Source organism: Rhizobium sp. ERR 1071 (genome assembly GCF_007828675.1).
Lineage (GTDB): Bacteria > Pseudomonadota > Alphaproteobacteria > Rhizobiales > Rhizobiaceae > Rhizobium > Rhizobium dioscoreae.
Window position 1 is genome coordinate 301074 of the sequence record NZ_VITM01000003.1, and the last position, 18792, is coordinate 319865.

At 60.2% G+C, this 18792-nt stretch carries 21 protein-coding genes; 11 read left to right on the forward strand and 10 right to left on the reverse strand.

Annotation, left to right across the window (positions count from 1 at the left end; all coding sequences use genetic code 11):
* Window positions 1–9: 9 nt before the first annotated feature.
* Entirely contained in the window at window positions 10–858 is an 849-nt protein-coding gene (locus tag FBZ99_RS11570; RefSeq protein ID WP_113330949.1) for a TIGR01459 family HAD-type hydrolase, read from the reverse strand.
* Between the two features lie 424 nt (window positions 859–1282).
* On the opposite strand from FBZ99_RS11570, the gene groES reads away from it, so the two are divergent.
* From groES to FBZ99_RS11585, 3 genes are all read left to right on the forward strand, one after another.
* Window positions 1283–1579 carry a co-chaperone GroES gene (gene groES, locus FBZ99_RS11575; RefSeq protein ID WP_004109735.1) on the forward strand — a complete coding sequence of 99 codons (297 nt, stop codon included), beginning with the start codon at window positions 1283–1285 and terminating at the stop codon, window positions 1577–1579.
* Window positions 1580–1654: 75 nt separating this feature from the next.
* Entirely contained in the window at window positions 1655–3295 is a 1641-nt protein-coding gene (groL, locus tag FBZ99_RS11580) for a chaperonin GroEL (protein WP_113330948.1), read from the forward strand.
* A gap of 681 nt (window positions 3296–3976) precedes the next feature.
* The gene (locus FBZ99_RS11585; RefSeq protein ID WP_246661099.1) at window positions 3977–4423 is read left to right on the forward strand and encodes a hypothetical protein; all 447 of its coding nucleotides are present in this window, start codon (window positions 3977–3979) and stop codon (window positions 4421–4423) included.
* Window positions 4424–4480: 57 nt separating this feature from the next.
* Here FBZ99_RS11585 and FBZ99_RS11590 read toward each other — a convergent pair whose 3' ends face one another.
* On the reverse strand, window positions 4481–5188 hold the full coding sequence (locus FBZ99_RS11590) for a glutathione binding-like protein (RefSeq protein ID WP_113353839.1): 708 nt from the start codon (window positions 5186–5188) through the stop codon (window positions 4481–4483).
* A gap of 214 nt (window positions 5189–5402) precedes the next feature.
* Here FBZ99_RS11590 and FBZ99_RS11595 point away from each other — a divergent pair, with 214 nt between their 5' ends.
* A complete protein-coding gene (locus FBZ99_RS11595; protein WP_113353838.1) occupies window positions 5403–5846 on the forward strand; it encodes a DoxX family protein in 444 nt (147 codons plus the stop codon).
* A gap of 76 nt (window positions 5847–5922) precedes the next feature.
* Here the strand turns inward: FBZ99_RS11595 and hisG are convergent, their stop codons facing one another.
* The 3 genes from hisG to hisS form a co-directional block, all read right to left on the reverse strand.
* A complete protein-coding gene (gene hisG / locus FBZ99_RS11600; RefSeq protein WP_113353837.1) occupies window positions 5923–6618 on the reverse strand; it encodes an ATP phosphoribosyltransferase in 696 nt (231 codons plus the stop codon).
* Window positions 6618–7736: an ATP phosphoribosyltransferase regulatory subunit gene (locus tag FBZ99_RS11605; RefSeq protein WP_145633230.1), complete on the reverse strand. Its 1119-nt coding sequence runs from the start codon at window positions 7734–7736 to the stop codon at window positions 6618–6620. The genes hisG and FBZ99_RS11605 overlap by 1 nt, the downstream gene beginning before the upstream one ends.
* A 195-nt stretch (window positions 7737–7931) precedes the next feature.
* Window positions 7932–9455: a histidine--tRNA ligase gene (gene hisS / locus FBZ99_RS11610; protein ID WP_113353835.1), complete on the reverse strand. Its 1524-nt coding sequence runs from the start codon at window positions 9453–9455 to the stop codon at window positions 7932–7934.
* A 126-nt stretch (window positions 9456–9581) separates the two neighbouring features.
* Between hisS and FBZ99_RS11615 the strand changes: the two genes are divergently transcribed.
* The 3 genes from FBZ99_RS11615 to copM all read left to right on the forward strand — a co-directional run bounded on the left by FBZ99_RS11615 (window position 9582) and on the right by copM (window position 10991).
* Window positions 9582–10109, forward strand: a complete 528-nt coding sequence (locus FBZ99_RS11615; RefSeq protein WP_113353834.1) for a 2'-5' RNA ligase family protein — start codon at window positions 9582–9584, stop codon at window positions 10107–10109.
* Between the two features lie 30 nt (window positions 10110–10139).
* Window positions 10140–10550: a hypothetical protein gene (locus tag FBZ99_RS11620; protein ID WP_233788598.1), complete on the forward strand. Its 411-nt coding sequence runs from the start codon at window positions 10140–10142 to the stop codon at window positions 10548–10550.
* A 72-nt stretch (window positions 10551–10622) separates the two neighbouring features.
* Window positions 10623–10991, forward strand: coding sequence for a CopM family metallochaperone (gene copM / locus FBZ99_RS11625; protein ID WP_113353833.1), 369 nt, complete (start codon window positions 10623–10625; stop codon window positions 10989–10991).
* Between the two features lie 39 nt (window positions 10992–11030).
* On the opposite strand, the gene FBZ99_RS11630 is transcribed toward copM, so the two are convergent.
* Window positions 11031–11915, reverse strand: coding sequence for a LysR family transcriptional regulator (locus FBZ99_RS11630; RefSeq protein WP_246661100.1), 885 nt, complete (start codon window positions 11913–11915; stop codon window positions 11031–11033).
* A gap of 84 nt (window positions 11916–11999) precedes the next feature.
* Here FBZ99_RS11630 and FBZ99_RS11635 point away from each other — a divergent pair, with 84 nt between their 5' ends.
* Entirely contained in the window at window positions 12000–12296 is a 297-nt protein-coding gene (locus FBZ99_RS11635) for a YciI family protein (protein ID WP_113330149.1), read from the forward strand.
* 20 nt (window positions 12297–12316) lie between these two features.
* On the opposite strand, the gene FBZ99_RS11640 is transcribed toward FBZ99_RS11635, so the two are convergent.
* Entirely contained in the window at window positions 12317–13216 is a 900-nt protein-coding gene (locus tag FBZ99_RS11640) for a LysR family transcriptional regulator (RefSeq protein WP_113353832.1), read from the reverse strand.
* A 110-nt stretch (window positions 13217–13326) separates the two neighbouring features.
* Here FBZ99_RS11640 and FBZ99_RS11645 point away from each other — a divergent pair, with 110 nt between their 5' ends.
* The gene (locus tag FBZ99_RS11645; protein WP_113421432.1) at window positions 13327–14352 is read left to right on the forward strand and encodes a zinc-dependent alcohol dehydrogenase family protein; all 1026 of its coding nucleotides are present in this window, start codon (window positions 13327–13329) and stop codon (window positions 14350–14352) included.
* 48 nt (window positions 14353–14400) lie between these two features.
* Here the strand turns inward: FBZ99_RS11645 and FBZ99_RS11650 are convergent, their stop codons facing one another.
* On the reverse strand, window positions 14401–15450 hold the full coding sequence (locus tag FBZ99_RS11650; protein ID WP_145633234.1) for an aldo/keto reductase: 1050 nt from the start codon (window positions 15448–15450) through the stop codon (window positions 14401–14403).
* 303 nt (window positions 15451–15753) lie between these two features.
* On the opposite strand from FBZ99_RS11650, the gene FBZ99_RS11655 reads away from it, so the two are divergent.
* Window positions 15754–16458, forward strand: a complete 705-nt coding sequence (locus FBZ99_RS11655) for an HAD family hydrolase (RefSeq protein ID WP_015338919.1) — start codon at window positions 15754–15756, stop codon at window positions 16456–16458.
* 18 nt (window positions 16459–16476) lie between these two features.
* Here FBZ99_RS11655 and FBZ99_RS11660 read toward each other — a convergent pair whose 3' ends face one another.
* Together FBZ99_RS11660 and FBZ99_RS11665 are read right to left on the reverse strand one after the other, a co-directional pair.
* Window positions 16477–17004 (reverse strand): hypothetical protein, encoded by a 528-nt coding sequence (locus FBZ99_RS11660; protein WP_442966475.1) that lies wholly within the window; start codon window positions 17002–17004, stop codon window positions 16477–16479.
* Window positions 17001–17630: a DNA-3-methyladenine glycosylase I gene (locus FBZ99_RS11665; protein WP_113421429.1), complete on the reverse strand. Its 630-nt coding sequence runs from the start codon at window positions 17628–17630 to the stop codon at window positions 17001–17003. Before FBZ99_RS11665 ends, FBZ99_RS11660 begins: the two co-directional genes overlap by 4 nt.
* Before the next feature lie 302 nt (window positions 17631–17932).
* Between FBZ99_RS11665 and FBZ99_RS11670 the strand changes: the two genes are divergently transcribed.
* On the forward strand, window positions 17933–18715 hold the full coding sequence (locus FBZ99_RS11670) for a L,D-transpeptidase (protein ID WP_113330142.1): 783 nt from the start codon (window positions 17933–17935) through the stop codon (window positions 18713–18715).
* The last annotated feature ends 77 nt before the right edge of the window (window positions 18716–18792 follow it).

The window sequence follows — 18792 nt, forward strand, 5'->3', positions numbered from 1 at the left end:
CCACTCTCCTCAGACAAGGCGCGGCATCCACCACTTCGGCGAGGCCTGCTCGCGCGCCAGGAAGGCGCCGAGCGCGGCCTCATCCGTATGCCCCTCGACGACATATTCGCGGGCGTGGATGCCATGGCTGATATAAAGAAGATCGAGGCCGTAATCGAGTGCGCCGCGCACGTCGGTCGGCATGCCGTCGCCGATCGCCACGACACGCGACAGCGGAAACTCGCTTTTCACCTCGCGGGCCGCCGCGATCGCGGCATCATAGATCGGCTGGTGCGGCTTGCCGGCGATGCGCGTCTGGCCACCAAGCCGCTCATAATAGGCGGCCATAGCGCCGGCGCAGGGGATCATGCGGTGGCCGCGCTCGACCACAAGATCCGGATTGGCGCAGATCAGCGGCACCTTGCGAGCCGACCAGGCCGTCAGCATGTCGGTATAATCGTCAGGTGTTTCGGTCTCGTCGTCAAAGAAACCTGTGCAGACGATGCTTTCGGCCTCGCCAGCGTCGACGCGCTGAACGTCAAGGCCTTCCAGGATGCCGATGTCACGCTCGGGGCCGAGCAGAAACACCTTTTTCGGTCCCTCGGCAATCAGCCTGCGGGTGACATCGCCCGAGGTGATGATGCGATCGTAAACGCTGTCGGGAACCCCGATCGCACGCAGCTGCTCGACGACCTTCGGAGCGACGCGTGGAGAGTTGGTGATGAGGACGACAGCAAGGCCTTCGCCGCGGGCCGCTTCGAGCGCGATGGAGGCCTCCTTGTAGGCCGTGACGCCGTTATGGAGCACGCCCCAGACATCGCAGAGCGCAACATCATAAAGTCCGCCGATGTCGCGAAAGCTCTCGATCCGTTTGCCCATGCCATCCTCGCATCAAATAAATCACGGGCTGACATCGCAAACCGGCCGGCAAATTACAAGAGCGGCATGCAAGGTTTTTGCGTCGCACAAGGCCTGAGAAGCAGACATGTGCAAGCTCGGCGAGCGGCAAGATTGCGCAGCGGAAGCAACAGCATGACGCTCTCGAAAAGGTGCGACCTGACCCTTTCTGAAGAGGGGAAAATGAGAGGAGCTTCGCAACGACGTGCTACACGCCACTGCCATGGGCGTTAATCATCCTCAAAACAAGCCGTTACGCGCCGCAAAAAATTCACAGTGCTGTCCTTGACTCGTCCGGAAGCCACCCCTAAATCACCGTCGCTAGCACTCTCCAAGGATGAGTGCTAACAAAATCCATACGGATCTCCGCTGATCCGTGAATGTCATTTGATCGAGGGATTAGACAATGGCAAGCACCAATTTCCGCCCCCTTCATGACCGCGTCGTCGTTCGCCGCGTCGAGTCGGAAGAAAAGACCAAGGGTGGCATCATCATTCCCGATACCGCCAAGGAAAAGCCGCAGGAAGGCGAAATCGTCGCCGTCGGCTCCGGCGCTCGCGATGAATCCGGCAAGGTCGTAGCACTCGACGTCAAGGTTGGCGATCGCGTTCTGTTCGGCAAGTGGTCCGGCACCGAAGTCAAGCTCAACGGCGAAGACCTTCTGATCATGAAGGAAGCCGACATCATGGGCATCATCGGCTAATCCGGCCGGTTCCCTTTATCCGATACAGCTGACGGGCCTTAAAGCCCGGAAAACGCGAATTCAGGAGTTTCAAACATGGCAGCTAAAGAAGTAAAATTCGGCCGCAGCGCCCGCGAAAAGATGCTTCGTGGCGTCGACATCCTCGCTGACGCAGTGAAGGTCACGCTCGGCCCGAAGGGTCGTAACGTCGTTATCGACAAGTCCTTCGGCGCTCCGCGCATCACCAAGGACGGCGTTTCTGTCGCCAAGGAAATCGAACTCGAAGACAAGTTCGAGAACATGGGCGCCCAGATGGTCCGCGAAGTCGCTTCGAAGACCAACGATGTCGCTGGTGACGGCACCACCACCGCAACCGTTCTTGCCCAGGCAATCGTTCGCGAAGGCGCTAAGGCTGTTGCAGCCGGCATGAACCCGATGGATCTGAAGCGCGGCATCGACCTCGCTGTTGCAGAAGTCGTCAAGGACCTGCTCGCCAAGGCCAAGAAGATCAACACTTCGGAAGAAGTTGCCCAGGTCGGCACGATCTCCGCAAACGGCGAAAAGCAGATCGGTCTCGATATTGCCGAAGCCATGCAGAAGGTCGGCAACGAAGGCGTCATCACGGTTGAAGAAGCCAAGACCGCCGAAACCGAACTCGAAGTCGTCGAAGGCATGCAGTTCGACCGTGGCTACCTCAGCCCCTACTTCGTAACCAACCCGGAAAAGATGGTGGCCGACCTCGAAGACGCCTTCATCCTCCTGCACGAGAAGAAGCTCTCGAACCTGCAGGCCATGCTCCCGGTTCTCGAAGCCGTCGTTCAGACCGGCAAGCCGCTCCTCATCATCGCTGAGGACGTCGAAGGCGAAGCGCTTGCGACCCTCGTCGTCAACAAGCTGCGTGGCGGCCTGAAGATCGCTGCTGTCAAGGCTCCGGGCTTCGGCGATCGCCGTAAGGCCATGCTGGAAGACATCGCCATCCTGACGGGCGGCACTGTCATCTCCGAAGATCTCGGCATCAAGCTCGAGTCTGTCACCCTCGACATGCTCGGCCGCGCCAAGAAGGTTTCGATCTCCAAGGAAAACACCACGATCGTCGACGGCGCTGGCGCCAAGTCCGACATCGAAGGCCGTGTTGCCCAGATCAAGGCCCAGATCGAAGAAACCACCTCTGACTACGACCGCGAAAAGCTGCAGGAACGCCTTGCCAAGCTCGCTGGCGGCGTTGCCGTTATCCGCGTTGGCGGCTCGACGGAAATCGAAGTCAAGGAAAAGAAGGACCGCATCGACGACGCTCTGAACGCGACGCGCGCTGCCGTTCAGGAAGGCATCGTACCGGGCGGCGGTACCGCTCTGCTGCGTTCTTCCGTCAAGATCTCGGTCAAGGGCGAAAACGAAGACCAGGAAGCCGGCATCAACATCGTTCGCCGCGCTCTGCAGTCCCCGGCTCGCCAGATCGCTGAAAACGCTGGTGACGAAGCTTCGATCGTTGTCGGCAAGATCCTCGACAAGAACGAAGACAACTGGGGCTACAATGCTCAGACGGGCGTCTACGGCGATATGATCGCCATGGGCATCGTCGACCCGGTCAAGGTCGTTCGCACGGCTCTGCAGGATGCAGCTTCGGTTGCTTCGCTGCTGATCACCACCGAAGCCATGATCGCCGAACTGCCGAAGAAGGATGCCCCTGCTGGCATGCCGGGCGGCATGGGTGGCATGGGCGGCATGGACATGATGTGATAGGCCAACAGGCCTAATCGCAGGAATGTCCATAAAGCTTCGCCCATGCACTTTAGTGCTTCAGGCCGCCAAGCGGCCTGAAGTGGCGGCATGGACATGATGTGATAGGCCAACAGGCCTAATCGCAGGAATGTCCATAAAGCTTCGCCCATGCATTTTAGTGCTTCAGGCCGCCAAGCGGCCTGAAGTGGCGGCATGGACATGATGTGATAGGCCAACGCCTGTTGCGATTGTTCAATCCGACATCCGGAATTGATGAAGGGCGGCCCTCGGGTCGCCCTTTTTAATTGTGCCGAAACTGCACAACTGCAATTCCTGCAAGATTCTATCGTGTTGCAAATTTTGCAACTTGCCCATTGCTGTTTTCGAAAAAGCCCCTATAACTCGCAGCGCAGCGATTTTGGAGAGTTAGCTGCAATACACGTAATTTTTACTTCTTTTGGACAGGCTTAATCTGCGGCTTGGCATGATCATAACCTTGCGCGCTGGCGCTGTCCTGATTTATTACTTGAAATGACTTCATAAACTGGAACGCCATCCCGAAAAGCATTGTCGACAGCGAAGCAGCGGAGGCACGCCTCGGCCATAAGCTGCGGCGCAAAATGCAGGGGGACCTTCCATCCGGGGAAATACGGAATTGAAGTGAGGCGCGGGAAACCATGCGCTCTTGTGGGGATCATCTTGTTCAAGATTGCCAAAGCCAATTTTTCCGCACCATTTGCTCCCGGCTCGCTGGAGTTCGAAGGCCATAACCCCGATCTTCTGGCACAATTCTGTGTTTCCGAGGGATGGACCGGCGATCTTTCAAGCGGCATCATCAAACTTGGGCAGTGGAGCACGATGCTGCACGGGCTGAGCTCCTCGGAATGTGGCTTGCTGAGCCTCATGCATTGCTATGATCCGCACGATCGAGCGCGTATCCTCGATCTCTTCGAGCAGGCGGCAACCGCAAACTCTTCTTTCTGTTATTCCACGACGACGCTCGGCACCGGCGGCCATCGCCAGCCGGTCTTTTGCGTTGGCGAATCCGTTGCCGCCGACAAGCAACGTGCCGGCAGCATGGTCGGCGTCTTCCTGTTTCCACGCTTCAAGCTGGAACCGGGCAGCCAGCTCGCCACCCGGCAGTAAACCGCTGTCGATGATGGTCGGGTGAGTTCGCCTGACCCGTTACTTGGTTCAACCTGATCAATCCCGCTTGGGAATGCTGAGACCACGCTGGCTTGCCGGGCGCGCAAGGGCTCGCTCCAGCCAGGCCATGACCGAGGGGAAACTTTCGAACTCCAGAACCTCGCGGCCGCCATAGAAGACGTCGACGCCGCGGACCCAAGGGAAAGTGGTGATGTCGGCGATGGTGTATTCATCGCCCATGATCCATTCGCGTCCCTGCAGGCGGCTCTCCAGAACGCCGAGAAGGCGCTTGGCCTCGTCGCGATAACGCTCGACCGGATAGGGGTTATTGGCGACCTTTTCGGCAGCGAATTTGAAGAAATGGCCGAACTGCCCGAACATCGGACCGACGCCGGCCATCTGGAAGAAAACCCATTCCAGCGTTTCGTAACGCCTAGCTGCGTCGCTTGGCATGAGCTTGCCGGTCTTCTCCGCCAGATAGACCAGGATCGCGCCGGATTCGAACAGACCGATCGGCTTGCCGCCGGGACCATTGGGATCGATGATTGCCGGAATGCGGCCATTCGGATTCAGCGAAACGAATTCAGGAGACTTCTGGTCGTTGGTGCCGAAGGAGATCAGATGCGGCTCATAGGGCAGACCAAGCTCTTCCAGCGCGATCGACACCTTGACGCCGTTCGGCGTCGGCAGCGAGTAGAGCTGGATAATATCCGGATTGCTGGCAGGCCAGCGTTTCGTGATCGGAAAGGACGACAGATCGGCCATGGGCTTGCTCCTGAAGGCTATGATTTGACAACTGATTTGCCGCCACAATAGCCGATAGGGCTTGTATGGGAAGTGTTATCTCAGCGGCCCATTGTTCAATGATTGTGAACTAATTGTGCGCAGTTGTTTATCTTTCCAACCTCCCAAAAATCACGAATATCTGTCTCCAGAAATTGTCGCCACCCGATCCCGAGTGAATTTACTGGAGACTGTCATGTCCAATACCAACAACGTCATCATTCTTGTGGCGCGCATCCTGCTCGCCTTCATGTTCATCTTTGCCGGCTTCGGCAAGCTGACCGATCCTGCAGGTACCGCCGGCATGATTGCCGGCGCCGGTATGCCTGCCGCAACGCTGCTTACCTATCTTGCCGGCGCGTTTGAATTCGTCACCGGCGTCTGCGTCCTCATCGGCTTCCAGGTCCGTATCGTCGGCTGGCTTCTTGCCCTCTTCTGTGTCTTCACCGGCGTCGTCTTCCACCTGCCGACCGTCAATGTTCCGGACTTCCCGGCTGCCGCCAACGGCTGGATCAACGGCCTAAACTTCGTGAACTTCCTGAAGAACATCACGCTCGCCGGCGCCTACATCATGCTCGCCACCAACGGCGCAGGCGTCTACTCGGTCGACGCACGCCGCGGTGCCTACGCAGCCGCCTGATTGCTGCATATTTCCCAAGAAAAAAGGCCCGCCGGAATTCCGGCGGGCCTTTTCGCATGAATAGGAAATTGGAAAATCAGAGCGCGCTGCGCACGGCAGATATGATGCGCTCAACCATCGGATCGCCATTGTGGCTCTCCTTGCGGGCACGCACCAGACACGCCTCAGAGCGCAGGATGACGCCATCCGACAGGACCTTCAGATGGTTCGCCTTAAGCGTCGAGCCGGTGGAGGTGATGTCGACGATGATGTCGGCCGAGCCGGCAGCGGGTGCCCCTTCCGTCGCACCGAGACTTTCGACGATGCGATAGAGCTGAATGCCATGCTGGCTGGAGAAGAACTGCTGCGTCAGCCGCCAGTATTTGGTCGCGACCGTCAGCCTGCGGCCGTGACGAGCGCGGAAATCGGCGGCGACATCGCCGAGATCGGCCATCGTGTCGACATCGAGCCAGATATCCGGCACGGCGACGACGACATCGGCATGGCCGAAGCCGAGCCTGGCGCAGAATTCGACGCGGCGATCAGCCTCCGCCATGCCCTCGCGCACGAGGTCTTCGCCGGTGATGCCGAAATCGACGCTGCCATTGCCGATCTCTCGCGAGATTTCCGAGGCCGACAGGAAGGCGATCTCGACACCTTCAAAGCCTTCGACACGGCCGCGATAGGAACGGTCATTGCCGACGGCGACGATCGGCATGCCGGCGCGCTCGAAGATCGCGGCGCAATCGTCCTTCATCCGGCCCTTTGAAGGAATCGCTATCGTAATGGTCATCAGGCTGCCCTCACGGTTTCGATACGGTCGAGCCAGAGCGCGAAGCCGACAGCCGGGATATGGTCCTTGGCACCGAGCAGGGTCATCAACCGGTCGAAGCGGCCGCCGCCGGCCAGCACCGCGCTCGACCCTTCCACCGTCACCTCGAAGACGAGACCGGTATAGTAGTCGAGCGGACGACCGAAGGCGGCACGATAGTCGATCTTGGAAGCATCGACACCGGCGCGGGCCAATGCCGCGACGCGGGCGTCGAAGCTTTCCAGGGCCTTCCCCAGCTTCAGACCTGCCGCGTCGGCAAAACCCGCTAGTGCGGCGGAAGCATCCGAGAGCGGTACGCTCAGGGACAAGAACTCCTCCAGCACGCGGAAGGCCGCATCGTCGAGCCGCGTTTCCGATAGGACCAGCTTCTCACGAAGGCGGCGAGCGATCTCCTGCGGCGAGCGGCTGGCATTGGTGGAATAGCCGGTTGCGTGCATGGTGGCATCGATATGCCTGACCAGCCCCTGTTCGTCGCCACGGCTCAGGAAATCGAGCACATGGGCATCGAGCCCGGTGACCGGCTGCGGGCTTGCAAGATTCGCCAGCAGGGTTTCGAGCTGCATCATGTTGCCGAAAGCGTGGATCAGCCGCTTCTGCCAGCCGGATGGCAGGCCGAGCGCCTGCACAACGGCCTCGAACACGGCCTGATCGCCAAGCGTCACGGAGAGCGGTTTACCGGGCACCACGCGATCGAGGATACCGATGGCATCGCTGATGGCGCGAGCATCGGCGCTCGCCGTATTGCCATCACCCAAATCCTCTATGCCGGCCTGATAGAACTCATGGCCGCCTTCGCGGCGCTGGCGAAAGATCTCGCCGAGATAGGAGTAACGCTTCGGGGTGCCGGTGGCGGTCTCGATATGGCGCAGACAGACGGGAATGGTGAACTCCGGGCGCAGGCAAAGGCTGGCACCGGTTTCGCTTTCGGTCATGAAGATGCGCCGGCGGAGATCCTCGCCGGCCATATCGAGAAAGGGCTCGGCCGGCTGGATGATGGGCGTATCCACCCTCTCCGTCCCACGAACGGAAAATTCGTCCAGCAGGTCGCTGGCAAAATTCGGGAGGTTGATCAGAGGCATGGGGCTATTCTCCCCTTCTCCCCGGCGGGGAGAAGGTGCCCGACAGGGCGGATGAGGGGGCCGAGGAACGAAGTGACGAGGATTCTGAGCGCCAACGTACGAATAGCTCGCGTGAGCCCAGAGCCCCCCTCATCCGACCCTTCGGGCCACCTTCTCCCCGAGGGGAGAAGGGGAAAGCGAGACTGCTCGATCCACTCAGACATTGCCGAGCGCCCTCTTCCGGTCTTCCGCCTGTGCCGCCAAGATAGCTTTGACCTTCTCGATCAGCTCGGCTTCCGGCACGGTTTCCTGGGCCACGCGGGCTTCGCGCCAGCTGGCATTGTCCTCGATCTCGCCGGAAAGGCGCTTGCCTTCAATCAGATCCTTGATCTGGACGACGCCCTGGGCACGCTCGTCGCCGCCCTGGATGATGGCGATCGGGCAGCCGCGGCGATCGGCATATTTCAGCTGATTGCCGAACTTCTTCCAGTTGCCCTGGAACATCTCAGCGCGGATGCCGGCGGCGCGCAGATGCTGCGTGAAGCGCTGGTAGCGTCCCATGGCATCGACATCGCCGTCCATGACGGTGACAAGCACGGGCTCGATCACCTCGTCCATGCCGAGCTTGCCGAGATTCTTCAGCGCCGTCATCAGGCGCGACACGCCGATGGAAAAGCCTGTGGCCGGCACCGGCTGGCCCATGAAGCGCGAGACGAGCCCGTCGTAACGACCGCCCCCACCCACCGAGCCGAAGACGACCTTCTCGCCCTTCTCGTTGGTGACGTCGAACAGCAACTCGGCTTCGTAGACGGGGCCGGTATAATATTCGAGACCACGCACGACGGACGGATCGATCTTGATGCGATCCGCTCCATAGCCGGCGCTTGTCACAAGGCTGCCGATGAAATTCAGCTCCTCGACGCCTTCGCCGCCTTTGGACGTGCCGGCGACAAGCGCGGCAAGCTGGGCGGCACTTTCGGCATAGTCCTTGATGCCAACAAAGAAGAGCACCTTCTCGATCTGGTCGCTGTTGAGGCCTGCACCCTTGGTGAAGTCGCCGGACTCATCCTTGCGGCCGGGGCCGAGCAGCAGCGCCACGCCTTCCGGACCGAACTTGTCGAGCTTGTCGATGGCGCGCAGCACGTTCAGCCGCTGGGCAGCCTTGTCATCGCCACCGAGGCCGATGGCTTCCAATACACCATCGAGAACCTTGCGGTTGTTGACGCGAACCACATAGTCGCCCCGCTTGATACCCAAGGCTTCCAGAGTGTCCGCCATCATCATGCACATTTCGGCATCGGCCTGTACGCCCGGCGCGCCGACGGTATCAGCGTCAAACTGCATGAACTGGCGGAAGCGGCCCGGGCCCGGCTTCTCGTTGCGGAAGACATAGCCGGCGCGATAGGTGCGGTAGGGAAGCTGGATCTCGTTGAAATTCTCAGCGACATGACGGGCGAGCGGCGCCGTCAGATCATAGCGCAGCGACATCCACTGTTCGTCGTCATCCTGTAGCGAGAAAACGCCCTCGTTCGGCCGGTCGCTATCGGGCAGGAACTTGCCCAGCGCATCGGTATATTCGAACAGCGGCGTTTCAACGGGATCGAAGCCATAATGCTCGTAAACTGCCCGGATCTTGGAGGTCATCTCGTTAACGGCGCGAATGTCGCTGGCCGAACGATCGACAAAGCCGCGCGGCAGGCGGGCCTTGAGCTTCTGCAGTTTCTTTTGTTTGTCGCTCATCTCTAGGGTAATCCGGTATGGGAACAGTCGCGGTTAACTAGCGGATTGGGCTGAATGCGGCAAGGATTGTTATATGTTAGCGGCCGACAAAACCGAGAAAAGCCGGAGAAGGCAGCATAGGGAACCATGCCACACGCAATCGTTTTGAAATGCACGGATAACAGCGCCGGTCCGGTTCTCGATCTCTGGCGGGAGGCGAGCCGGTTCGAAACCTCTCCATCGATGCTGGCACTCAACTATCCGCCGCATCTGACATTTGCAGTCTATGAAGACATTGCCGTTTCCTCCCTCGTCGCCGCCGCTCAAAAGGCCTTCGCGAACGTGCCGCCGCTATCGGTCGAGTTTTCGGGGATCAGCCATTTTCCGGACGAGATGCTGGTGCTTTGGGCGCGCCCAGCCGACGATCGCGTGCTGAGATGCATACACCGCGCCATTCACGACGAGATCGACCCTAGCCTTTGTCATGAGCATTCCCGCCCGGATCGCTGGCAGCCGCACTGCACCATTGCGATGAAGATCCCGGCGAACGCGGCGGAAGAGGCTCTGAGATGGTCGGCCGCAAGGCCAGCCCAGTTTACGCTCACCTTCGATGTGGTGGATTGCATCCGCTTTCCGCCGATCGAAATCATCAGGGAAGTCAAACTGCTGCCTTGATCGCCTTCCAGTGTCCGGGGAATGCAATTCATGCTTGCTTTCACGGATTGCACGGCTAGGTTTCTGTTTATGCGCGCGCTTGCGATCCTGACAATGCTGATTGCCTGGTTGCTTTACGGTGCCATGCCGGCGCTGGCGAATTGCCCTGTCTGCGCTTCCGCCATGTCCCTGTCGGCGACCATGAGCATACATGATGGCATCACCGATATGCCTGGCATGGCCGGTCACGGCAACATGGGCAAGCCCCAGCAAACGAAGCCGGAAAATCCTTGCGCCGGCGGCATGGCGCATGTGGCGTCTTGCGCTGCCTGCCTTGCCTTGATGCCGACCCTTGCAGTCGAAGACGGCAAACACGCCATCTCCTATCCAGTGCCGGCGCCCGGCCAGCGCCTTGCCGGTTCCCTGCCGCAGCCGACAGCGCCCCCTCCCCGTTTCACCTGACGATCTCCTGCATTCAATCGACGAGCGCTGCCGCTCAAATCCAGATACCGTTCAGAAACGGAGAGAATCCCTATGTCTACTTCAAAATCGCTGATGCTTGCCGGCGTATTCGCCTTTGCGATCGCCCTTCCTGCCCTTGCCGACGACATGAAGAGCATGGACATGAGCAAGCCGATGGGCGACCAGAGCGCTTCCAGCAAGGCGTTCAACGACGCCATGGGCAAGATGCACAAGGACATGATGATCCACTATAGCGGCGATGCCGATGCGGATTTCGTCCGCGGCATGATCCCGCACCATCAGGGCGCGATCGACATGGCGAAGATCGAGCTGAAATACGGCAAGGATCCCGAACTGCGCAAACTGGCGGAAGCCGTCATTACCGCGCAGGAAGCCGAGATCAAGGAAATGAAAGCCTGGCTGCAGAAGCACGGCAAGTAATTCACCCGATCACGAGAGGCGGCATCCCTGCCGCCTCTCTTACCGCTCCGAATGCGGACGGCGGAATATCCCATCCAACCAACCGGAAACGGCGCGAATGCGCACGAGTGGACGAAGCTCGGCATGCATCAGCAGCCACATCTCTCGCACCGGCAGATTGCTGTCGCCGCTATTGACGCGGCAAAGACCTCCCACATTCCCGGCCAGGATTTTCGGCAGCAGTGCGCGCCCCAATCCTGAAGCTGCGGCCTGCAGCAGAGCCTCGGCATCGTTGACCGCAAGCTGGCTGGAACGACCTGACTTTTCTGCCTGTGCGGCAATCCAGCGGGCATGCGGCAGATGCGCCATTGCCTCTTCATAGATGATCCACGGCAAATCTTCTGCATGCCTCTCCTGCCCGGCAGCGACGTAGACGGCATAGTCAAGCGTCGCGATCCGCCTGGCGACGACTTTGCCGTTTGTCATATCGGCAGGTCTTGCAAGGCGCAGCGCCATGTCTGCCTCGCGCCGCGTCAGGTTGAGATTTCTGGAATCGCCGATGAGTTCCAATTGCAGGCCGGAATGCTGCGCCAACAGGCTGGGTAGCGCGGGGATCAACAGCCGGCTGATGAAGGATGGCGCCGCCGTGAGGCGTACCTTGCCGAGTGCCATGGGATCGGCTGCATCCAACGCACCCGACAGCGCCATGACTTCGGCCTCGATCGTCTCGGCCTTCGCGACCGCGATCTCGCCCGCTGGCGTCGGCAATAAGGCGCCACCTCCATCGCGCGCAAACAGCGTCGTGCCGAGGCGTTTTTCCAGAATGCGCAGGCGGCGACCGACCGTCGTCGCATCAGTGCCAAGCACTCTGCCGGCGGCGGCAAAGGATCCACCCCGCGCGAGCGCCAGAATATGGCGCAGGTCATTCCAATCGACGTCGTGCAATTTTGCAGCTCCTTACGGCAAACTTACCGCGTGTATCGGCATTATTGCAGTCATAGACTGGAAATATCCAGTAAGGAGATAACGATGACCCTGTTCGCTGTCCTGTTCGAGGATGATCAACAAAACGCCGCCGCGATCCGCAAGGAATATCTGCCTCGTCACTTCGCTTTCCTGGAGGCGAATGCCGCTTCCATCAGGACGGCGGGACCACTCAGCCGGGAGGGCGATGCTTTTGCCGGCGGCCTGTGGCTCGTCGAAGTGGAGACCGCCGATGCCATCGATCGTCTGGTGAAGGAAGATCCATTCTGGGCGGCAGGCCTGCGCAAATCCGTCAAGGTCTTTCGTTGGAACCAGGTATTTGCGGAGGGCGCACTCCTTTAACCGGAGGCATCGTCACATGCTCAGTCCATGATTGCAGGCAGGCGCGCGGCGAGCAGGTCGATGACCACGCGCATCTTCAGCGAAAGCTGTGGCACCTGCGGCCAGACGGCATAGACGTTGACGGGCCGGCTGGAGACATTGAGCACCTGCATGAGCTTACCGGCGCGCACATAGTCCCGCACCAGCCAACAGGGCAGCCACGCAATGCCCATCCCCGCGGCAGCCGCATCCGCAATGACCTCCAGGTCATCGAGACGCAACCGCGTCTGCGGAAAATAGTCGACGGCCGCTCCATCTTCCTGCAGGAAGGTCCATCTCTTGGCTTCTCCCGATCTGGCATAGACGACGAGATCGTGGCTATCGAGATCGGCAATGGTCTGGGGCGTACCTCTGGCGACTAGATAATCCGGCGAGGCGCATAGCGTCATGCGATGGAGGGCGATCTTGCGCGCGGCAAGGCCGGCTTCGTCCCGCAACACGCCGTTGCGAATGGCGAGATCGAAACCCTCGTCGAAGAGATCGACCACGCGATCGCTGAAGGAAAGGTCGAGCTCAAGTTTGGGGTGGATACGCGCCAATTCCAGCAACAGCGGAGCAGCGCAGCGACGACCGAAAAGGACAGGCATGGAGATACGAAGACGTCCGGTAACCTCCCGCTTGCCCGATTCCAGCATAGCCTCGCCAGACTGTATCTCATCCAGCGCCCGGCGGCAGCGCTCATAAAAAGCTTGGCCTTCGTCCGTCAGGCTCTGCATGCGGGTGGTGCGGTGAAAGAGGCGCACATTCAGGCGCCGCTCCAGTCTGGCGATGGTCTTGCCGATCGCCGAGCGGGAGAGATTCATGCGCGCCGCCGCGGCCGAAAAGCCGCCGGCCTCGACCGCCTCCACGAATTCGGGAATGCCGTTGAGCATGTCATTCATGATGATTGCTTCCCTTAAGGAACCAGTAAGCGGAAATAATATCGCCACTGGCGATCAGAAAGCAACGATATGCTCGGTCCATTGCTTCCAATTTCTCTCAGGAGATCATGATGACGAAGACTATGAAGCGCTGGACTCTTGATACGATTGCCGTCGGTGCTCCCTTGAACCTCACGGAAACGGCAGTATCCAAACCCGCGCGCGGCGAAGTGCTTGTGCGAGTCAAAGCCGTTTCACTGAACTATCGCGACAAGCTCGTGCGTGAGACCGGCATGGGCCTACCGATCCAATTTCCCTTCGTGCCGGCCTCCGATATGGCGGGCGTCGTCGAAGCGGTGGGAGACGACGTAACCAGATTCTCCGTCGGCGATCGGGTCATTTCGACTTTCCATCCGGGCTGGATCGACGGCAAGCCGCTCGGCGATGCACGTACACCGCCCTACAAGACGCTTGGCGGCTTCTATCCCGGCGTGCTCTCCGAATATATCGCCATGCCGGAGGGTTGGTTCGTATCGGCACCCAAGAGCCTCGATTATGCCGAGGCAAGCACCCTGCCCTGCGCCGGTCTCACGGCCTGGTTCGCGCTGGTGGAGCGCGGCAAGGTCAAGCCCGGTGACAGCGTATTGGTGCAGGGAACGGGCGGCGTGGCGCTGTTTGGCCTGCAGATCGCCGCGGCCCAGGGCGCCGAGGTCTTCGTAACCTCCTCTGGACCGGAAAAGCTCGAGCGGGCAAAGGCTTTGGGCGCTCATCACGGCATTGACCGCAACAAAGCCGATTGGGTGGAAGAGGTCTATCGCCTCACCAACGATCGCGGCATCGACCATATCATCGAAATTGCCGGTGGCCCGAATTTCGGCCAGTCCCTGAAGGCGGTGGCGCCTCATGGCCAGATCTCCGTTATCGGTGTCCTCGAGGGCTTCGACATCTCCGGTCCGGTGGCACCGCTGCTGCTAAAGTCTCCCACCGTGCAGGGCATCGGCGTCGGCCATCGCCGCTCGCTTGAAGACTTCGTGCTCGCGGTCGACAGCATCGGCCTGAAGCCCGTCATCGGCCATCGCTATGCACTCAGCGAGGTGCCGGCCGCCTTCGACCAGCTCGATCGCGGCCCCTTCGGCAAGATCGTCATCGAGCTTTGACGTGGAGCCGGGCCGCCGCGAGAAGCTGCGGCCCGGCTTTGAACGATATCAGGCCTTCGGTTCGAAGGGCTGCGGCACGCGTTGGGCACCCTGACGGGCCAGCATCCAGCCGGGATATTCGGGCGCAAGCGCGCTGACCTCATCGAGCTTGGCCATATCGTCGGCATCGAGCTTCAGCTTGACGGCCGCCAAATTCTGATCGAGCTGATCGAGGCGCTTGGCGCCGATGATGATGCTCGTGACGAAGGGCTTCGCCAGGATCCAGGCAAGTGCCACCGTGGCGACGCTTGCACCATGCTTCTCGGCAACTTCGCGCATGGCGGCGACGCAGGCCCAGGCTCGATCCTTGTCGACGGGCGGGAAATCGAAGCTCGCACGCCGGCCCTCGCCGTTGCCCGGGGCGCCCGGGCCATACTTGCCCGAGAGCAGACCACCGGCGAGCGGCGACCAGACCATGAGCCCGAGCTTTTCCTCAGCCATGACAGGCACGATTTCACGCTCCAGATCGCGGCCGGCGATGGAATAATAGGCCTGCACCGTCTCGAAGCGGGCGAAACCGCGGCGCTCAGAAATGCCGAGCGCCTTGGCGATGCGCCAAGCCTGCCAGTTGGAGACGCCGACATAACGCACAAGACCGCGCGAAACGAGATCGTCCAGCGCCCGCAGCGTCTCGTCGATCGGTGTCACGATATCGGTGCCGTGGATCTGATAGAGATCGATATGATCGGTCTGCAGTCGGTCAAGGCTTGCTTGCACCGAGTCCATGATATGGCCGCGCGAGGCGCCGCGATCGTTCGGCTTGTCGCCCATGACGCCATAGACCTTGGTAGCGATGACGACATCCTTGCGGGGAACGCCGAGATTCTTGAGAGCTTGGCCGAGCAGCTCTTCGGAATTGCCGAAGGAATAGACGTCGGCGGTGTCGATGAAGTTGACGCCGGCGGCGAGCGAGCCTTCGACGATCTTGTCGGCCAGCGCCTGGTCCACATCTGCGATCGAGCCCCAGGGCGTGTTGGGATTGGCTTCACCGAAGGTCATCGTCCCCAGGCAGAGTTCGGAGACGAAAAGGCCGGTATTGCCGAGTTGGTTATAACGCATAGGAGAAATTCCCTTGTGGTCAGCCGGAAGACTCTTCCGGCCGGTGAACGCTTATCTTTTCGCTATAGATTGGCCTCGGCATGGCAGCCGCTGTCGGCGCTGCCCTGGGAGGTCATAAGACAGTCGTCGAGGCCGGGCTCTGGCTCCGCGGCGATCGAGACAACAAGGACATAATGCACCGGAAACCGATTTCAACGCGAGACCTCGGACCGATCACGATGCGGTGACCGACGCTTGCTCTTGCGTCCGACCAGGCGCGGATTAGACTCCAGCCTTCATATCATGCGCAGAACGGATAGATCGATGACGCAACGTCCCCTAACGACAATCGGCTTCGACGCCGATGACACGCTCTGGCAGAACGAACAATTCTATCGGCTGACGGAACTGCAGTTTACCGAGTTACTCGCCGATCACGCCGCAAGCGATGTCATTTCCGCGCGCCTGCTGGAGGCGGAGAAGCGTAATCTTCGTCACTATGGCTTCGGCATCAAAGGCTTTACCCTCTCGATGATCGAAACAGCCATCGAGATCACCGAGGGCGAAGTGCCATCGACCGTCATCGCGCAGATCCTCGATATCGGCCGCGATCTCCTCGCCCACCCCGTCGAGACATTGCCGCATGTTCGCCAAACGCTGGAGGCCCTCTCGGGAAAGTATCTGTTGGTGCTGATTACCAAGGGCGATCTGTTCGATCAGGAGCGCAAGCTTGCCCAATCCGGGCTCGGCGACCTCTTCGATGCGGTCGAAATCGTCTCGGACAAGAATGCGTCCACCTATCGCCGCATCTTTTCCAAGGTGGGCGACGGGCCGGAACGGGCGATGATGATCGGCAATTCGCTGAAATCGGACATCGTGCCGGCGCTTGCTGCCGGCAGCTACGGCGTCTTCGTACCGCACGAGCTTACATGGTCGTTCGAGCATGTCGAGGAACCGACCGACGCACCACGTTTCCGCAAGATCGGCCATCTCGGCGAATTGCATGGCGTGATCGAAGCGTTGCAATAACCCTTACTGTCCCTGCGTCTACTGTCCCTGCTTCGAACGCGGCGGAAACAGCATCGGTCCCTGATCCTTCTGCTGATCAGCCGGCGCCTGCTGCGCGGCCGGCGGATTGGGGTCGATGAGGATCTCGTATGGCGCGCCGAGACCGCGCCGGCGCGTGACGCGCGAATAATAGGGCTTGATCAGCCAGGTCGTATCCTCATTGACGGTGACGTCGGCGGTGTTGCCGTCTTCATCCGTGCCGAAGAAGGATTCATCCTCGCTCGACGAGAGGTCGAAGATCGCCATATAGGCATATTTGCTCTTCGAGTTGAAGGTAATCCGCACATGCTGGCCCTTCTTCAGCGGCAGCATGTAGACCTTGCCCTTGCCGAATTTCGTCCAGCCCGTCAGCCGCTCGAGGACGGCCGGCAGGGCGATCTTTTCAAGCTTTTCGCCACGATCGAGCTGCGGCAGCTGCTGTTGCTGGGTATTGCTTTGCGCATGGGCCACTGCGGCGTTGAACAGCGCAACCATCGTCAGCGAAAGACCAAGAAGCACAGCTCTCACGGTCGCACCAATGCGCAACGCATCGCCTCCACCTCTTTCCGGCAATAGCAGCCCTCGATGTGGTCGTTGACCAGGCCCATGGCCTGCATGAAGGCATAAACTGTGGTCGGGCCGACAAAGGTCCAGCCGCGTTTCTTCAGATCCTTCGAAATCCGCACCGAAGCCGCTGTGGTCGGATTGGCGCGCAGATGGGCAAGGTCGAAGATCTCCGGTCGCTCGGCGGCGGTCGGCTCATGGCTCCAGAAATAGCGGGCGAGCGAACCGAATTCGTCGCGCATCTCAATGGCGCGGCGAGCATTGTTGATGGTGGAAACGATCTTGCCGCGATGGCGGATGATGCCGGCATCGCCGAGGCAGCGCTCGATATCAGCCTCGCCAAACTTGGCGACTTTCTCGAAATCGAAGCCCGCAAAAGCGGCGCGAAAATTCTCGCGCTTGCGCAGTATCGTCAGCCAGGACAGGCCCGACTGGAAGCCTTCGAGGCAGATCTTTTCAAACAGCCTGACGTCATTGACAACAGGCCGCCCCCATTCCTCGTCGTGATAGCGCTGATATTCCGGCAGATTGCCGTGCCAGAAGCAGCGGTTCTTGCCATCTTCGCCGGTGATAATGCCTGTTTCGGCCATTTTCGCGTTTCGTCCCCTATTTCAGCAGGCGCTACCGGGAGCCGGTATGCAACTATCGGATAAATTGAGATCAATCAAACGCTTAAATTCATAGACTGACTTCGACGACCGCGCATTCCGATTCATGATTTACCACTTGCAAACCATCTTTCCAAACCAAGCGGTAACCCTGACAAAGCTTTATCGGCTTCGCGGCATTTTGATGAATAGATGTTTACCATTCGCTCGCGTGCAAGTGGCACCATGGTTTCGACCGGGTGCTTTCGCGCCCATCTTCGGCCCATGTGTAGAGAGTTTGTCCGATGATGAAACATGCCGTCCTGTTTGCCGCGGGCGCTCTAAGCCTGCTTGCCTCCACCGCCTTTGCCGACGATCGCTATCAGTCGCGCCCGCCCGTCATCGTCAGTCCCGATCTGACCGCCCCCTGGGTGATGCAGCTTGGCGGCGGCAACGTGCAGCCGGTCGTCTATCCCCGCCCGATGGCGCGCCGCGCCGCCGATCCCAGAATGGAGCAGCAGGCCAATCCGCAGGTGCGCCAGGTCGTGCAGCCGCGCGGGCTGTTTGCACGTCCCGCCGTGCAGCAGGTCGCCATGGCCCGTCCGCAATATCCGGCAATCCGTGGCCAGATCGATCCGCAGTTCCTGCCGCAGATCGTCGACTATCAGACGAAGGAAAAGCCCGGCAGCATCGTCATTGATACCAACAACCGTTTCCTTTATCTGGTGATGGATGGCGGCAAGGCGCGGCGCTATGGCGTCGGCGTCGGCAAGCCGGGCTTCGAATGGGCCGGCGCTCACACCGTGACCCGCAAGCAGGAATGGCCGGACTGGACGCCGCCGGCCGAAATGATCTCCCGCGAAGCAGCCAAGGGCCATTATCTGCCGGCGCACATGGAAGGCGGTGAAGGCAATCCGCTCGGCGCCCGCGCCATGTATCTCGGCTCCACCCTCTATCGCATCCATGGCACCAACGCGCCCTGGACGATCGGCAGTGCCGTCTCCTCCGGCTGCATCCGGCTTCGCAACGAGGATGTCATCGACCTCTACAACCGCGTCAAGGTCGGCACCCGCGTCACCGTCATGTAATCTTGAAGGACGGCGACCTATGCGGCGATACTATCCCATCGAAGGGGCAGTATTCGCCGCACCGGAAAGCCCTCCAC

What these genes read in the sequence shown, in the direction of transcription:
- FBZ99_RS11570 (WP_113330949.1), bottom strand. Translation starts at nt 858, where the DNA reads ATGGGCAAACGGATCGAGAGCTTTCGCGACATCGGCGGACTTTATGAT.
- groES (WP_004109735.1), top strand. Translation starts at nt 1,283, where the DNA reads ATGGCAAGCACCAATTTCCGCCCCCTTCATGACCGCGTCGTCGTTCGC.
- groL (WP_113330948.1), top strand. Translation starts at nt 1,655, where the DNA reads ATGGCAGCTAAAGAAGTAAAATTCGGCCGCAGCGCCCGCGAAAAGATG.
- FBZ99_RS11590 (WP_113353839.1), bottom strand. Translation starts at nt 5,188, where the DNA reads ATGGCCGATCTGTCGTCCTTTCCGATCACGAAACGCTGGCCTGCCAGC.
- FBZ99_RS11595 (WP_113353838.1), top strand. Translation starts at nt 5,403, where the DNA reads ATGTCCAATACCAACAACGTCATCATTCTTGTGGCGCGCATCCTGCTC.
- hisG (WP_113353837.1), bottom strand. Translation starts at nt 6,618, where the DNA reads ATGACCATTACGATAGCGATTCCTTCAAAGGGCCGGATGAAGGACGAT.
- FBZ99_RS11605 (WP_145633230.1), bottom strand. Translation starts at nt 7,736, where the DNA reads ATGCCTCTGATCAACCTCCCGAATTTTGCCAGCGACCTGCTGGACGAA.
- hisS (WP_113353835.1), bottom strand. Translation starts at nt 9,455, where the DNA reads ATGAGCGACAAACAAAAGAAACTGCAGAAGCTCAAGGCCCGCCTGCCG.
- FBZ99_RS11615 (WP_113353834.1), top strand. Translation starts at nt 9,582, where the DNA reads ATGCCACACGCAATCGTTTTGAAATGCACGGATAACAGCGCCGGTCCG.
- FBZ99_RS11620 (WP_233788598.1), top strand. Translation starts at nt 10,140, where the DNA reads ATGCTTGCTTTCACGGATTGCACGGCTAGGTTTCTGTTTATGCGCGCG.
- copM (WP_113353833.1), top strand. Translation starts at nt 10,623, where the DNA reads ATGTCTACTTCAAAATCGCTGATGCTTGCCGGCGTATTCGCCTTTGCG.
- FBZ99_RS11635 (WP_113330149.1), top strand. Translation starts at nt 12,000, where the DNA reads ATGACCCTGTTCGCTGTCCTGTTCGAGGATGATCAACAAAACGCCGCC.
- FBZ99_RS11640 (WP_113353832.1), bottom strand. Translation starts at nt 13,216, where the DNA reads ATGAATGACATGCTCAACGGCATTCCCGAATTCGTGGAGGCGGTCGAG.
- FBZ99_RS11645 (WP_113421432.1), top strand. Translation starts at nt 13,327, where the DNA reads ATGACGAAGACTATGAAGCGCTGGACTCTTGATACGATTGCCGTCGGT.
- FBZ99_RS11650 (WP_145633234.1), bottom strand. Translation starts at nt 15,450, where the DNA reads ATGCGTTATAACCAACTCGGCAATACCGGCCTTTTCGTCTCCGAACTC.
- FBZ99_RS11655 (WP_015338919.1), top strand. Translation starts at nt 15,754, where the DNA reads ATGACGCAACGTCCCCTAACGACAATCGGCTTCGACGCCGATGACACG.
- FBZ99_RS11665 (WP_113421429.1), bottom strand. Translation starts at nt 17,630, where the DNA reads ATGGCCGAAACAGGCATTATCACCGGCGAAGATGGCAAGAACCGCTGC.
- FBZ99_RS11670 (WP_113330142.1), top strand. Translation starts at nt 17,933, where the DNA reads ATGATGAAACATGCCGTCCTGTTTGCCGCGGGCGCTCTAAGCCTGCTT.